Genomic DNA, 16,734 nt, shown 5'->3' with positions numbered 1-16,734 from the left:
TAAATTCTATGATTTACCGATTTTCTTGTCTCATCATTATTGCTGCCGTTGTCAGTTGTACACCATCAAATAATCAGCAACCCGAAGAGTTTGAGTTCACAGCATCTCTAGAGAAAGCGGTAGTGCTGAAGTCGGAGGAGGATGTGGAGGATTCATGGATTGTACGCCCTACAGAATTAACCGTTGATGATCAGGACCGGGTTTATGTTTTGGATCAGAAGCGTAAATTCATTCAGCAATTTGATCCCGAAGGAAATTTTATTCGAACCATAGGAACCGAAGGACGTGGACCCGGAGAGTTTGATGATCCATATACCATTTTTGCGGATAGTATTATTCTGGGGTACGATCGATCAGCTAAAACTGTAAGTAAATTTTCAGTGAATGGTAAATTTAAAAACTCATATACCGTTCAGGGTATTTCAGGAGACACGAAGATTTATAGAGTAGGAAATCAGTTTCTGTTATTTCACATGAACTTTTCGAGTAATCTTGATGATTTTTACGGTTTGCGTATTTATGACCAAAATTTTGAAATGGTTGGGGAGCCTCAGCTACATGCGTCAGAAATATATCCTGATTTCAATGAAGAAATTTCCTATCAGATAAGCAGTACCTATGCGAATATTCATTTCATAGATGAGAACCGCTTTCTTGTAGCTCCTGCAACTTATTCGGGCCAGTTTTTTGAATACACTTACAACTCCATGAATAATAAATGGGAACAAACCCGAGTAATCAACGGAGTTGAAATCGAGGAGGCTTATGAACGCCTACCCAACAGAGAAAATGCAGATATGTTGTTCTTTGCAGCAGGGTCGAGTGAAGCAATGGCATTTAAGATTCATGGACAATCTCAGTTTATTTCACAACTAAATGACGGGCGCTTTGTTCATTTTGTTAGGAGGGATGTGGGCAAAGCAAGGCAATATGGTGTAGAGTTATTCACTGAGAATTTAGACTATCTTGGGTATTCCGTTTTGAAAACGGATCCGGATTACATGGATGATGAGTACGTTGGCCTTCCATATCCAAGAGCTAAAGATTCAAGAGACTTATTCTATGGAAGAAATTTCGTGGAAGAAATTACGATAGAAGGATATGAGTTGATGATTAAAGAAGGTGCTTCCAATGAGTAATAGCATAAAACTAAGGTTTCTTATTCTTGCTTCAATGTTATTCAGTATAAGCTGCACTTCTGAAAAAGAACCAAAGCCTGATCTCTCTTCAATTCCTACAGAAATACGACAGTTGGAAAACCTGACCGTCATTGACAATGAGCCTGAATACACAATAAGTATTGCGGACAGTCAGGATTATGGGGAGATGTACATACCTTCGGTTCCGCCTGCACCTGTAAGAGCTTTTGGTCCTAAAAATTTCGTGGATAGAGATGGAAATGTGTTTCGCTATGATCAGAATGATGTTGTAATCAAAAAGTATAGTTCTGATGGTGAATTGCTAGGAAGCATAGGGAGAAATGGAAGAGGTCCCGGAGAGTTTGTTCGCGTAGCAAGTATGCAGGTTGTTGATGATCAGCTAATGGTTTATGATGCTGACTTAATGCGGGTCAGTTTTTTTGATACTGAAAGCAGGGAATTGATTAAATCTTTTCAGTTGGAGTATGAGTCTTGGAATATTGAATATGCCAAGTACCTGTTTCCGAGAACCTTGACCAAAATTGGGGATGAGGGTTATTTAGTCTCCGTTATGACGGAGAAAAAGGAAAATCTAAGGTATTCCGCTTATTATTTAATGAATGAAAACAGTCAAATTATCTCTGATAAAGTAGTTGAAACACAAAATATAGCTACTCATAGCGGTCGTACAAAAATGGGGCATAACGCCGGAATTAGTTTACCCTTCTCGCAAAAAGGAGAGATTGCTGTTTCCAGGCTGTCAAAAGTCTATCATATCAATACCGAAGAGTTTTTAATTAAGAAGTACGATATAGAAGGTGAAATAGAAAGAGCTTTCTATATGCCGTTCAAGAAAGATCCACTGGAAGAACAAGAGGTGTTGGATCAATACCATCCCAATATGCATCCGGTATTCGATGACGTGGATTATCCTGAAACCTGGCCGGCACTTGATCAAATCTTAGTTGATGATGAAAATAGAATGTGGGTCTCAACAATAGTTGACGATCACTCTATCTATAAATGGCATGTCATTAGCGATGAGGGTGAATTGCTTGCTACTTTAGACTGGCCAAGAGAAAAAGAACCCATATCTATTCGGAATGGGAAAATTTATACAGAGTTTTTCGACCGGGAAGGTGGGATGCGGGTGCTGACTGGGTATGATTTCCAGATGGTGAAGAAGTAATTATGCACCTTATTTTGGGGTAGAGTGATTTAAGGTTTGACTACAATCAAGCACATCCTAACATCTTGCAAATCAAGATTCAGCATGCAGCTTTTGAACCATGATTACTTTGGTTAAGGGATTTTCGGGATTTTAGATATCGTTTAAAATCCATACAGCAATTGTCTAAGGCTATTAAGTCAGCGCTCTATAAGGAGCTGAGCCCAGTCTTGTGATGGACTTCGCTTTAAGACTTAAGAGGTCCTGGGGAAGTGCAACAAACATTCGACCTCTTTTGTTTTCTCCTTCTCAAGGAGAAAGACGCGTTGATAACATTTCTATACTTTAACTCGAAACAAATACTATTAATAGGCTCGTTAAAGTCTCTCCTTGAGAAGGAGAGATTTAGAGAGGTCGGAGTATTGGCCTGGAATAATTACGTGGCTGTGTAATGAACGTTAACCCAATAATTGCTGATCTTTCAATATGCATTTGTGGGTAGCGAATCATAACAAAGTGTTGTCTCCGGATTACCTGTCATTTATAGGGAGTACATATATATTATGAATGAATAATCATTCAATAAGCATTAAAATAGCTTTTAATGAGTGATATTTCATTCAGCATATATTTGAGTGATTGTGTATATTATGTATGAAAATTCATTTGTTATTACATAAATAAGATTATTATGAATGATATATCATACACAAAGTGGCATGCAATGAGTGATAAAGCATTGCTGAAGCATGTTGGGGAGTTTGTAAAGCGTCATCGCCTGGAGCAAAATAAATCCCAAAAAGAAGTAGCTGCAGCGGCAGGAATAAGCCGGTCCACGCTGAGTTTATTGGAGCGGGGTGAAGGCGTTACCCTTGTTTCATTAATTCAGGTGTTGAGAGTCTTGGATCTGCTTCACCATTTGGAAACCTTTGAGGTGGAAGAAAAAACCATCAGTCCCATTGAACTGGCTAAAAAAGACAAAAAGAAGAGAAAGCGGGCAAGTGGAAGTCAATCCCAAGACAACCAAGAGAGTGACTGGTAATGATTAAAACAGCTTTTGTTAAAATATGGGGAGAAACGGTTGGAGCAGTAGCCTGGGATGAATCTCGTGAGCTGGCCAGTTTTGAATATGATCCCGCTTTTAAAAGAAAAGGCGTAGAACTTGCTCCATTGACGATGCCTGCAAGTAGTAATAAGAACATCTTTTCATTTCCATCACTCCGCAAAAAAGATCAGGAGGAGCTGGATGCTTTTAAAGGAATGCCCGGGTTGCTAGCGGACTCCCTTCCGGATAAATATGGAAATCAGCTGATTAATGTATGGCTGGCTCAGCAGGGTCGTCCTCAGAATAGTATGAATCCCGTTGAGAAGTTATGCTTTATCGGAACGCGGGGAATGGGAGCGCTGGAATTTGAACCTGCTCAATTTTCAGATCAGAAAAGAGCATTTCAGGTTGAGGTCGATAGCTTGGTGGATATCGCCAGATCTATGTTACAAAAGCGGGAAGGTTTTGAAACAAACATCAACGAAGAAGAAGCGCAGGCGATACAGCAGATTCTGAGGATAGGGACATCAGCTGGCGGAGCTCGTCCCAAAGCCGTGATTGCCTACAACGAAGAAACCGGAGAGGTGAAATCTGGTCAGGCCAAAGCGCCCAAAGGATTTGATCACTGGCTCATAAAATTAGACGGCGTAAGCGAAGAGCAGCTGGGCGATACCCAAGGTTGGGGCCGGGTAGAAATGGCTTATTACAACATGGCTTTGGATTGTGGAATTGACATGATGCCTTCCAAACTGCTGGAAGAAAATGACCGTGCTCACTTTTTGACCAAACGATTTGACCGTGAAGGTTCCCAAATCAAACATCACATCCAAACCTGGTGCGCAATCAAGCATGTGAATTATAATGATGTACTCAGCTACAGTTATGAGCAACTGTTTCAAACTATGCGGGAATTGCGGCTGACTTATCCCGAGGCCGAGCAGATGTTCCGGCGAATGGTCTTTAATGTGCTGGCTAAAAACTGCGATGACCACACCAAGAATTTTTCCTTCCGTCTAAAACAAGGAGAAATATGGGAGTTGGCTCCGGCTTATGATCTCTGTCACGCCTACCGACCCGGAAGCCAGTGGGTGAGCCAGCATTCACTAAGTGTGAATGGAAAACGAGAAGGCATAAACCGCGAAGACTTAATGGCAGTGGCGAAGTCGATGAACATCAAGAAAGGGCCAGCTATTATTGATGAAGTTCAGTCTGTAACCAGAAATTGGGCCGACTATGCTGATGAAGTCGGGGTGAGTGAAAAACTCCGGGATACGATTGCTTCGACGTTGGTTATGTTGTGATTTTTTTTAAGCCTGTCATTGCGAGGAGACTATGATGCAGAACATAGGATTGTGAGGTTCATCGACGCGGCAATCTCCTCGATTAGGGACCCTAAATAGTTTAAGGAGATCGCCACGTCGAAAGGCATTGTAGCTCTACCTCAAACAACAATACTCCTCGCGATGACAGACTTGAATGTCAAAACGCTACACCGTAGAACTTATCTGATCCCCAGAATAACTCAATACCCATAAAACTATCCCTCCCTCTTCCTCGTCTACTCACTGAACAGAATTCAGAAACTACTAAAAGAATAGTTTCCAAAAGGGCTTTTAATTTATTATTCTCTGCTAAGTGTTAAATAATCCGTCATTTGCTACTTAAAAAACCTATAGCTTCCGTCATCCTTGTGCTGGCTGTTCTCATCTTTGGAAGCATTGCACTGGAGCGCCTTTCTATTGAACTGATGCCGGATATAGCCCGGCCAACGTTATTGGTACGAACCGATTATGCCGGAGCCCCTGCTTCCGAAGTAGAATTCCGAATTACCGAACAGCTCGAAGGGGTACTAAGTGGAGTTCGTGGCGTTCAGGAAATCGAATCCTTATCCCGTCAATCTCAAAGCCTGACCTTTCTGACTTTTGAGTGGGGCTTCGATATGGATATCGCCTTTTTGAATGTGAGGGAGAAATTAGATCAGGCCCGATATTTATTACCATCACAAGCCGAGCGGCCCCAGCTCATTTATTCTTCCGCTTCTGATGAACCCATTGCCACCATAGCCCTTCAGCTATCCAGTGTTTCCAATCAGGAATTTAGTAACCGGCTATCACTGAAACGGTGGGCCGACCAGGTATTTACCCGAAGACTGGAACAGCAGGAAGGAATAGCCCAGGCTTTGCTGGTAGGAGAAGTAGAACCCGAAGTACAGATTCGGTTCAATCCAAGACTCATTGATCGATATGGATTAAGTCTGGCTCAAATTCAACAGAAGGTGAGGGATGCCAACATCTTTTCTTCTCCCGGCGAACTTCGGGATGGCTGGTATCGCTATGCGTTAAAGATCGAAAGCCGGATTGAGTCGCTGGATGATCTCAGAAATACCCCGATTATATCTTTAGCAAGCGGACGGGTTTTACTCCTGGAAGAAATTGCTGATGTAGAAATGGGTGAGGCTGACCCGACTTCTTTTGCCCTGCTGGATGGGGAAGAAGTTCTGAATGTGTTGGTGAAAAAAGAATATGGTTCCAATACAGTGGAAGTCTTCCAGACGCTGCAGGAAATACTGGCCGAAATACGAAGCCAAAATCCTGATATCCAGATCGAGGTGATTCAGGAAGATGCCAGCTACATCGAGAATTCTATATCCAACTTATTACAGACGTTACTGATTGGCGGGGTTTTAGCCTTCCTGGTTTTATTCTTTTTTCTGGATGATGCCCGGAGCCCCTTTACCATTGGGATTTCTATTCCGGTCAGTATCTTCCTCACCTTTGTAGTGATGTTCCTCTTTGATATTCAGCTGAACATTATTTCCCTGAGTGGGTTGACGTTGGGAATCGGACTTCTGCTGGATAATGCCATTGTGGTGCTTGAGAATATAAGTCGCTATCGCAAAAAAGGATTGGGACGCTTAGAGGCGGCCCGGGAAGGAACCAAAGAAATCAGTCTTGCCGTAACAGCTTCAACCTTTACGACTATCTCCGTATTTCTCCCGCTTATTTTCCTGGGTGGATTTGAAGGGGCTTTCTTCCGCGACCTTGCTGCAACGCTATCCTTTAGTTTGGTGGCCTCGCTGTTGGTTGCCTTATTTATTCTGCCGGTGTTTGTGGTTCAGCTCAGCAGAAAAGAGTCTGCATCCAAAAGTGGAATCTTGAAAAATATTTCCGGCGGACTCGATAAAGTAATTGATGCTTATGAGCAAAACTTGGGTAAGGTCATTCAAAAGCCACTGCCTATCATTATCGTTGCGTTAGTATTGCTTTCAGTAGCAGCTTATGCTTTTATGACTACACCTAAAGCGGTACTTCCTCCGGATGAGCCTTCTTCTGTTGAGTACCTTGTTTCTATGCCCGGGAATACTGCACTTCGCTCAGCCAAAGCCGCCGCCGTTGATATTTCAGAAATTTTAAAAGAGCGATCGGAACAGACCAATATTTTATCACTGGGCGGCTACACCGATAACACCAATTTGGCGTCCATCACCAATGAGGGATTAAATAAGTTCACTATTTCTATTCCTGTAAACGGATTTGATGAAGCCCGCCAGGTAGACCGGGTAATGCAGAGTGTGATGAATGCTTATCAGTCCTGGAGCTTTCAGAAAATGGACGATCAGGGATTTGGTGCGGTAGGAGTCGGTCAGGATGCACCTGTTCAGTTTAGCGTGGTGGGAACCGATCGAAATTATAGTGTGCGGGTAGCAAATGCCTTCAATGAGTTTATGAACAATCGGTTCGGGGAAGTTGATTTGTCCTTGAAATACCCGCAGCGAATTGAGGCCTATCAGGTGCAATTCAAACCGGAACAGCTCCTGGCTTATGAGTTGACCGAAGAAGAGTTGATTCGCTATCTGGAATCTCTGACCCGTGGTTCTTTTATCACTGACTGGAACCGACAGGATGAACAAATCTCAATTCGCTTAATTGGTGAAAAAGAAGCAAGTCTGGACCCAAGAGATATCACCCTGGATCTGAGAGATAAAATTATTCCTTTACCCACAGTAGCTGAAATCATTCGGGTGGACGAGCCGGAGCAAATTGAACGTGCCCGACAGTCGCCTATTCTGACATACAACACCAATCTGACCTTTATGGACTGGTGGTGGAGTGGTGACGAAATCCATGCACTGACCAATGAATTTATGCAGCGTACCGGAAATGAAATCCGGGTTGGCGGTTCTGCTCTGGATGTCATCAACCTATTGAAAGAGCTTGGTTTTTTATTGGGTATAAGTGTGTTGCTGATTTATCTGATTCTCGCCATTCAGTATGAAAACCTGAAATATCCGTTCATCATTATTTTGGCAATTCCTTTTGCATGGATTGGGTCTGTTTTTGCGTTATGGATAGGAGGCGTCAGCCTGAATGCATTGTCATTTATGGGAATCCTGATATTGACGGGTATTGCAGTAAATGACTCTATCCTGAAAGTAGATTTTATGCGTCGCTATTACAGTGAAACAGGCAATCTGGATGAGGCCATAAAGCAGGCCGGTATCAATCGGTTTCGTCCGGTAGTCATGACGAGTATGACCACCATTTTGGCTCTGATTCCGATGCTAATTCCTTTTGGGGATGGATATGCATTCCGGCAGTCGCTGGCCATTGCGTTAATGGGCGGTATGGTGACAAGTACGTTCCTGACTTTGTATCTGATTCCACTGGTTTTTAAATGGACAGAAAGGGGAAAAGCTTCGAATATTGAACACTCAACATCGAACACTGAATTTTGAAGTGAGGTATGGTATACAAATTAAAACGAAAAAAAAAACTTAGCGAACTCTGCGAAACTTTTGCACTCTCTGCGTCTAAACAAAAAGAACTATGAAAAAGAGAAAAATATTTTTTGCGGCATTAATCATTCCACTGCTATTTCTTTATTCTTGCAAAAGTGATGAGGAGGAAAGGGATACGCCTGATCAGGATAGCATCGAAATTCGGCCGGAAGTTGTTTTTGCTGAAACGGATGCTGAGCCACTCAATTTCTATATCGAAAGCCGGGGTGTGGTAGAGCCGTTACAGCGGACTAAGATCACTGCCCGAATCAGTGGGTATATAGAATCACACAAAATTGAGGAAGGGGCTGAAGTAGATAAAGATGAAGTGCTCTTACAGTTCGTGGACGATGAGTGGAAGTATGCGCTTGAACAAGCCGAGAATGACTATGCCAAAGCTAAAAACCAGTATGATATTGACAAGCGGCTTCGGGAAGGATATTCGGGAGAAAGTAACGATCAAATGATCCGAATTAATAGTGGACTTGCGGAAGCGGAAGTCGCCCTAGAAAGAGCAAAACTCAATTTTAGCTATACAACCATTAAAGCTCCCTTCAGTGGTATTATTTCTCTGCGGGAAGTGGTAACGAACCGAAGTTTTATCTCCGAAGGTTCCTACATCACTGCCGGACAACAGTTAGGTACGCTGGTGGATGCAAGCCGGGTCCGTATTCGTTTTGATATCCTGGAATCGGAAATTGACAACCTGAGTGCCGGAATGGGCGTTACGCTTTCAGGCCCCGGAGGTAATGAGTTTGAAGGCCGTATTGTAGCAATTTCACCGGAGGTAGATCCCGAGACCAAAACAGGACAGGTTTTAGTTGAAGTTGATAATCCGGATCGTGAGCTAAAAACTGGGATGACGGTAGAAGGTCGGGTGTTTGTCCGGAGTGAAGAAAGCAAAGTCCGAATGCCCCGCGAAGCCCTGCTTGAAAGAGATGGAAGAACGCTGGTTTTCAGACTGCTTAATAACGAAGAAGTAGAATGGATTTATGTAACCCCGGTTTCCATGAATACCGACTATGTGCTCATAGATCATCCCGAAATAAATCCCGGAGATACGCTGGCTGTAGATCAACACTTCAGTATTTCACACCAACAAAAAGTAGTCCCGCTAATGGCGAATTAATGAGGAATTATAAATTTAAAATTCAAAATGAAAAATTAGGCTCTAGCCATTTTTAATTTTTCATTTTGAACTTTTAATTATCGAATGAAAGAACTATTCAGCCGTAAATATCTAATCTCATTTTTCTACATCATTGTATGTGTGATTGGGGTAGCGGTATGGAAAGTATTACCTATTGAAAGCACTCCGGAATTAAACCTGCCCTCGGTTACTGTGAACTACAGCTGGTCGAGCACCTCGCCGGAGATCATGGAGAAAGAGATTACCCGAAAGGTAGAACGGGAGGCAAACCGGCTCAGGGATGTCACCGATATTCGGTCTATCACAAGGGAAGGTCGTTCTACGGTTACCATCACTTTTCGAAAAGAAGCACCGGTCGATTATAGGGTGCTGGAACTACGCGAATACCTTTTTTCGCTGGATGAAACCCTTCCTGAAAGCATCGCTCCGCCGTCCATAAGCCGTCAGGTTCCGGATGAACTGGAAGATCAGCAAACGTTTTTAGTTTATACACTGAACGGGAATCTCCCGCCAAGGCAATTGCTGGAATATGCCCGGACTTCCATAAAACCAAAATTGTTAGCGATAGATGGTTTGGCCGAAATCAATATTCAGGGCGTATTAGATCCGGCGCTGGTTATTGAGTTTGATGTGGAACAGGTTGAAAAGTATAACCTTTCTCCTCAGGCGATTTTGAGACAGGTTCGGGAGCAATTGAGTTGGCGTTCGTCGGGATATGTGGATCAGGGAGCATCGCGTTACAGCCTCATCATCCCGCCAAAATTTAACAGCAGTACGGATATTGCAGGATTGAAGGTCAGGTTGCCCAACTCGATGAAGCAGCTGGCGCTGGATGATTTTGCCAAGATCTCGGTTCAGGATTATCCGGCTAAATCCATCAAGCGAATCAATGGAAATCCTGCTTTAACTATCGAGTTTGTGAAAGAGTCTGGTGCTGATGCCTTTCAGCTGGCTGAAGATTTACTGGCCGAAATGGAAAAGATCGAGTCGGAGCTTCCTGAAGGCTTGTCTTTAATGCTTACTGTTGACTCCACCGAAGAGCTTCGCCAGCAGTTCGATGACCTTCAGCTCCAGGCCATTCTAAGTGGCTTTCTGGTGTTTTTTGTGGTGATTTTATTCATCCGAAAAATCCGCGCTCCCATCGTGATAATTGGAAGTGTGATGTTTTCAGTGCTGTTGAGCATGATTTGTCTGTACCTGCTTGATTATAGCCTCAACATTATTACCCTTGCCGGACTTACTATTGCACTCGGTATGCTGATTGATAACGCCGTTGTTGTTTTTGAACATCTGAATCCGGGTTTGCCGGATGATAAAACCAAGCGGCTGGATCATATCAAAGAAGAGTTGCCGAAGGCTGTGGTTCCAGTATTGGGCTCAACGTTTACAACCGTAGGGATTTTCGTCCCTTTGCTATTTGCCCTCGATGAACTTCGGATATTTCTTGTCCCGCTTGCCGTAGCACTAACAGTAACCCTCATGTGTTCTGTGTTGATTGCGTTCACGTGGATTCCCTATTCGTTGGTTTGGTTGACTCCAAACGTGAAATCAAAAAAGAAGAAAAGCCGAAGTCAGTCTTTTTTGCAAAGAATGCTTCTCTGGACTTTTGTAATCAAATCGAAAATGCGGTGGGTGTTGCCGGTAATTATGATTCTTGTCGTTGGAATCCCCTTGTTTTCAATCGAAGAACCGGAATGGGGTGGAGAAGAGGAAACGGCCTGGCCAGAATTCACACAGGTCTATTTTGATAACCGCGATAACATTGATCCCTGGGTTGGTGGCTTGACTAAGCTTTTTGTGGATGAAACCTATTTTGGGAGTCCCTGGAGAGGTGGAAATAGAGATCAGATGATTTCGGTATATATAAGATCTCCGCAGGGAACTCCTCTTTCTGAAATTGATAAGATTGTCCGTAGCTACGAGAAAATTGCCAAACCCTACGAGGATGCCTTTAAATTTTACGAAGTAAACATGTCTGAATATTTTGGAGCTCGTATTCAATTCGTGATTAATAACGAATATCTATCCCGAGCCGAGCCTTATACATTTTATGGAGAAGCCATGTATCTGGGGGCGAGAACCGGTAACGTGGCTACCTCGGTTTCAGGGCTTAATATTCCAGGCATCAGCACGGGCTTTGGTGGGAGTTCATCAAGCCACAGCATCCAGCTTAAGGGGTATTCCTATGATGAATTGTTGAACCTGGCTCAGGATTTGGAGCGGAGGTTAAAGAAAAGCCGCAGGGTGAGGGAGGTAGACATCAATTCAAGCTATTATTCCCGAAGAGATGATTTTCAGCAATATAAGTTGAAGCTGAATGATGAACGGATACTATCCCAGAATCTGGATCGGAGAGAAGTCATTTCAACGCTGATGCTGGATTTGAATCCCCTTAATTCTGTAGGGAAAGTGGAGTTTCAGGGACAGGAAATGTTTTTGCTAGGAAGGAGTCAGCAAGGGCGAACCTACGAATCTGACATGATGAATAAAGTTCGTTCTTTCGGGGATGTTAATTTCAATATTTCAAACATTGGCTCAATTGTTCAGGAGGGAGGACTCAATGAAATTCGAAGGGACAATCAATCGTACCAGCGAACGGTTCAGGTAGATTACCTTGGCAACTATCGGATGGCTCAGGATTACATTGAGGCGGTGCTTGCAGAAACGCCGGTTCCGGTAGGGGCTTCCGTAGAATATGGCCGTGGATTTTTTGGGTTTGGCAATCAGGATAGTACTAAGAATTTCATCTTTGTTGCCCTGCTCAGTCTGCTTAGCGTATGGATGATTGTATCCGCCCTGCTGGAAAGCGTTAAGTATCCGTTGTTTGTAATTTTAGCCGTGCCGTATAGCCTTATTGGAATTATGCTGGGTGGCTTAGCCAACGATCTGGCTTTTGATCGGGGAGCTATCGCAGGGGCCTTGTTGTGTATTGGGGTGGTGGTAAATAATGCCATATTAATTTATCACCAGAAACAGCTGGAAAATGGAAAAGGGATATTTGGGTTACGTAGCTGGGCTTATGTCTATAAAAAGAGAATTCGCGCTATCCTGATCACCACCGTAACCACCATCACCGGCCTTATGCCTATGATGCTTTTCGGAAACAACGAATTTTGGGAAAACCTGGCCATCGTCGTGATCTGGGGACTTTCGGTGAGCACCATCCTTTTATTACTGATGACCGGGCTTCGCTGGAAGAAAGATAAAGAACACCGAATAGCGAACACTCAACATTGAATGTTGAAGTGAATCAGGGGCATCAAAAAATCCTACAAATCATGGTTCAAAACTGAGTGGTTGGGACCGTGACTTTCTTGATGGAAGGATTAGCAGGATATAAAAACTTAAAATGAACGACTTATGAAACCTTTCTTTTCCTTCCTTATACTTTTCATTCTTAATAGTGTCCTGTTGTTTGGGCAGGTTGAGGTAATCAACAACCCCGAAAGGGGGCTTTGGCAAGATCGAAGCACAAAGCCAATCAAGTACAGCTTGGTTCAGGTTTTTGGAGAAGACTTTGATGATCCGAACGCTGATGGAGTGCTTTTCCCATCTGATAGATCCATTTGGGGAGTAGATACCGACGAGGAAGGAAATGTGTATGCATTAGATATTGATAGCCCTATGCTGGTAAAAATGTCTCCGGATGGGGAACTTCTATGGCAAATAGATCAAAGAGGTCGAGGGCCGGGAGACCTTGAAAGCGCGTATAGCTTAACTGTTTCTGACTCGGTATATATATCCAATATTCGGGGCACCAGAATTGATGTTTTTAGCAGGTCCGGAAGTTATATAAAAAGTATTGACTTCCACCAGCTTGATCAAAAGTATGACTACATGGTGGTAGGCACAATAAGAAATGAATATCTAGTCCTGAAATCACCTGTTCTAGGAAAGATTGGCGCCAGAATTTTGGTTTTAGATATTGACGATGATTATAGTATAGCTTCTGATTTTACAATTACTGAAGAACCAGGAGTTACATTTCCTTCTAGCTGGGAACTTACTAATTCAGCTAAAATTATTGATGATTACATAGTACTTGGTAGCTACCTTACTTATAAAATGAGTTACTATAGTATAGATGGAAACTTAGTAAAAGAGGTAGGTCGTGAATTCCCAAAATATGTACGACCAGGAATTTACATTCCAGGGGATGGTAGGGCGCAGGTAATTTCAAGAAGTTATTTGAGTAGTTTTCTTAAAATAAATAAGGAGTACCTGATCAATAAGGTGACTTGGCCGGATAATGTAAAGGAGGATGATATGGACGAGCTTGCTCAGGATATTTACGAGATATTTGTCCTCGGTATTGATAAAGAAAGACCTGTATTTAAGAGTAAAAACTCTATCGATTTATATTCAATACAGGGTGAATTACTGTACTCTGATGAAGGAGATGGAGTTCATCCTGAAATTGGCAGAATTACACATGTGGACCATGAAGGATTTTTATATACAATAGCCAACACCCCTTATCCCGAAATCAGAAAGTATAAGATCATCATTGAGGAATGAGCTTTGATGAGATTACTCTTCATCCTATTATTGCTGTTGACCGGGCTTAAAGGTAAAGAACACCGAATAGCGAACACTCAACATTGAATCTTGAAGTGAATCAGGGGCACCTAAAAATCCTACAAATCATGGTTCAAAAATGAGTGGCTGGGACCATGATTTTCTTGATGGAAGGATTAAAAGGATTTCAATTATTGAGATAACCCCTACAAATACTTCTCTTTAATAATTTCCAGATGATGCAGCTCGTGCCCGGCAATAATAAAGGGGAATGATCTCACGGTAAATTCAACACCGCTTGCGGTACCTTTCAACGAAATCATTTCTTTAGTCATATTCTGGAAAAGGTGGATGGAGGCAATCCGAACTGCAAGATATTCATTGGCAAGATTGTGAATAGTCCGGCTGTTATAGTTTGAGTATTTCACATAATCATCCTGCTCCATGGATGGCAACGGACTTGGATCGCGTCTGGAAAATGCAAGCGCCCGGTAAGCGAAAACACGTTCAGTTTCTATAATATGACCAATGGTCTGCTTAACAGTCCACTTCCCATCTTCATAAGAATGAAAGGCTTTGTCACCGGGAATTGAGTTGATGAACGTATAAATTTCGTGCATCTGGGCTTTCAGAGTCTCAATGATGTTCTCTTTTGGAACATGAGAAACATAGTTCCCATAGTAATGAGCATACTCTGAACTTGACGGATATTCTTTATCCCAAACTGACATATGTGATCCTTTGCTTCAAATTGATGATTACACATATATACCAAAAGCGGAATCAAATGACCAAAAAAAATCCCGCATCTCGAAAAGAAATGCGGGATTGAAAATGAATGATGTTAAGGCTATTCCGGAATAGAATGGCTTTCAACAGTGATTTCTGCAGCAACCTGATCATCGGCATAGCTGACTGCTGAATAGGCATAAGTTACTCCGTCAGCTTCAGTCCAATTAGAGTAAATGGTTTTGGCTTCTTGTCGCTGACCAGTTTGCGGATTCATTTCTGAATATCGGCTCAGATAAGGAAGTCCGGTTTCCTGATCCAAAAGGTAAGTTACTGTAATCTGATCGTTAGTCATTCTAACCACCGCATAAGATTCACCTTCAACCGTTTCTTCTCCAAGATACTCAGCGTCAATATCATCCTTGTGAATGGCTATAGAAAGATAGCTTCGCTTCATCTCATTGAGCATAGGGGTAGCCATTTGAGGGGGAAGCTGCATTTGCTGGCCCATTTGAGTCAGCGTTCCGCCTCCGTTTGCAAAGCTCATGGTCATTTCGCCTTGAGGGGTATTTAGCGTGCGTTCTGAAGAATAATTCTCATAATTGGTGACGGATGTATTTTCAAGATTGACATCGCCCATAGGGGTTTTTTGAGTGATAACCGATTTCTCTTCAATTGATACAACATCAGCACCGGGCTCAATGATAGCGGCGGCCATCTTGTCTAGCCACTCTTGGCCTTTGGTTGCATCACCGTCAACCACAGGTTCATCAGATGGGGGTTCAGGAATAGAAATATCCAGCTCATTTACGTTTCCATATTTTTGAAGCTGGTCTCCAATCTCACTTTTATTACCCACAACCAAAATCTGCACCTGATCTGGCTTCATGTATTCCTGAGCTACACGTTGAATATCTTCAACTGTGGTGTTTTTTATGCCTTCTACCAATTCATCGAAAGCATCAGCTGACAGTCCGTTGTACTCGTTGCTGATTCTTTGGTTCAGAATCTGAGACTTGCTGTCATATCGGAAAACCAGTGAATTCAGGAACTGATCTTTAGTCTGTTGAAGTTCTTCCTGGGTAATAGGTTCATTCTGAAGTCTTTCAACTTCTTTAAGGATTGCATCAATAGCCTCAGCGGTTGTTTCACTTTTAGTCATAGTAGTCAACCGAAAAGTGCCGGGATAGTTTATGTTAGATCCATATCCACCGCCAACAGAGTAAGCTAATCCTAAATTAGTTCTTACTTCTTGAAAGAGCCGGCTGGAAAAACCACCGCCCAAAATCTGATTCATAACCTGAATGGCAGGATAATCAGGATTCTCACGCAATCCACCTATATGCCCCATAGTCACATAACTTTGATTAACATCAGGCTTATCTACAAGGTTGATGGTAGTTGGAAAGTTGTAGTCAACTTCTGGATATAATAGATTCGTAGGACTTCCTGTTGGTAGACTTCCAAAGGCCTCGCGAAGTTTTTGTCTCATCTCAGCAGTATTAAAATCACCAACAATACCCACTGTTATGTTTGATCCTACAAAAGCATTTTTGTGAAACTCAATCATATCCTCTCTGGTGATGTTATCAACCGTAGCATACTCAGTCTCACGTGCATAAACAGAATTTTCTCCGTAGATGAGGTCCTGAAATTCTCTTCCAGCAACCTGTTGCTGACTATCATTTCTACGGGAAATGCCACTCTTAGTCTGAGTTTTGGCTAGCTCAATTTTGTCTTCAGGAAATGCAGGGTTTTGCAGGATATCAACAAAAACAGGAAGGAGTTCCTCGAGATCTTCTTTCAAAATATTGAGAGTAGCTCCACCGGAACCAAACCCAATAAAAGTTGAAATGTTTGCCGCATTATCTTCCAGAAGTTTATTCAGTTCATCAGCTGGGTAGTTTTCAGAACCACCCTCTCGCATTACGGTACCTGTCATGCCGGCTAATCCAGTTTTACTTTCTGGAACCAGAAGTCCACCTGTTTTTACAGTGACCCTGATATTGATCAGCGGAAGTTCTTTATCTTCAACAAGCAGGAATTTGATTCCGTTATCCAGATTGAATTCTACTACTTCCGGCATTTGAATTGGATTCAACTCCGGATATTTGATCTCGTCGTATCTCTTTTGCGCCATTAAGGGGAGCGCAAGAAGCAGTGCAAAAATAAATAAGGTTAAACGTTTCATAATAAACTCAGTTTAGT

At 42.6% G+C, this 16,734-nt stretch carries 10 protein-coding genes; 8 read left to right on the top strand and 2 right to left on the bottom strand.

Annotated elements, in window-relative coordinates; translation table 11 throughout:
* The first annotated feature begins 8 nt into the window (after positions 1–8).
* From CL667_15950 to CL667_15915, 8 genes are all read left to right on the top strand, one after another.
* Positions 9–1,139 (top strand): hypothetical protein, encoded by a 1,131-nt coding sequence (locus tag CL667_15950; protein MAL19192.1) that lies wholly within the window; start codon positions 9–11, stop codon positions 1,137–1,139.
* Entirely contained in the window at positions 1,132–2,328 is a 1,197-nt protein-coding gene (locus CL667_15945) for a hypothetical protein (GenBank protein ID MAL19191.1), read from the top strand. The genes CL667_15950 and CL667_15945 overlap by 8 nt, the downstream gene beginning before the upstream one ends.
* Before the next feature lie 670 nt (positions 2,329–2,998).
* Positions 2,999–3,349, top strand: a complete 351-nt coding sequence (locus CL667_15940; protein MAL19190.1) for a transcriptional regulator — start codon at positions 2,999–3,001, stop codon at positions 3,347–3,349.
* The gene (locus CL667_15935; GenBank protein ID MAL19189.1) at positions 3,349–4,653 is read left to right on the top strand and encodes a toxin HipA; all 1,305 of its coding nucleotides are present in this window, start codon (positions 3,349–3,351) and stop codon (positions 4,651–4,653) included. Before CL667_15940 ends, CL667_15935 begins: the two co-directional genes overlap by 1 nt.
* Before the next feature lie 353 nt (positions 4,654–5,006).
* Positions 5,007–8,087 (top strand): hypothetical protein, encoded by a 3,081-nt coding sequence (locus CL667_15930; GenBank protein MAL19188.1) that lies wholly within the window; start codon positions 5,007–5,009, stop codon positions 8,085–8,087.
* Between the two features lie 91 nt (positions 8,088–8,178).
* Positions 8,179–9,258 (top strand): efflux transporter periplasmic adaptor subunit, encoded by a 1,080-nt coding sequence (locus CL667_15925; GenBank protein ID MAL19187.1) that lies wholly within the window; start codon positions 8,179–8,181, stop codon positions 9,256–9,258.
* An 84-nt stretch (positions 9,259–9,342) separates the two neighbouring features.
* On the top strand, positions 9,343–12,516 hold the full coding sequence (locus tag CL667_15920) for a hypothetical protein (GenBank protein MAL19186.1): 3,174 nt from the start codon (positions 9,343–9,345) through the stop codon (positions 12,514–12,516).
* Positions 12,517–12,639: 123 nt separating this feature from the next.
* Positions 12,640–13,797 carry a hypothetical protein gene (locus CL667_15915; GenBank protein ID MAL19185.1) on the top strand — a complete coding sequence of 386 codons (1,158 nt, stop codon included), beginning with the start codon at positions 12,640–12,642 and terminating at the stop codon, positions 13,795–13,797.
* A gap of 206 nt (positions 13,798–14,003) precedes the next feature.
* Here CL667_15915 and CL667_15910 read toward each other — a convergent pair whose 3' ends face one another.
* Positions 14,004–14,528: a hypothetical protein gene (locus CL667_15910; GenBank protein MAL19184.1), complete on the bottom strand. Its 525-nt coding sequence runs from the start codon at positions 14,526–14,528 to the stop codon at positions 14,004–14,006.
* Between the two features lie 119 nt (positions 14,529–14,647).
* Entirely contained in the window at positions 14,648–16,717 is a 2,070-nt protein-coding gene (locus CL667_15905; GenBank protein ID MAL19183.1) for a hypothetical protein, read from the bottom strand.
* Between the last annotated feature and the right edge of the window lie 17 nt (positions 16,718–16,734).

Origin of the sequence: Balneola sp. (assembly GCA_002694685.1) — a bacterium.
GTDB lineage: Bacteria > Bacteroidota > Rhodothermia > Balneolales > Balneolaceae > Gracilimonas.
Note: the sequence above shows the minus strand (reverse complement) of the source record. Positions and strands in the feature narration are given on the sequence as shown.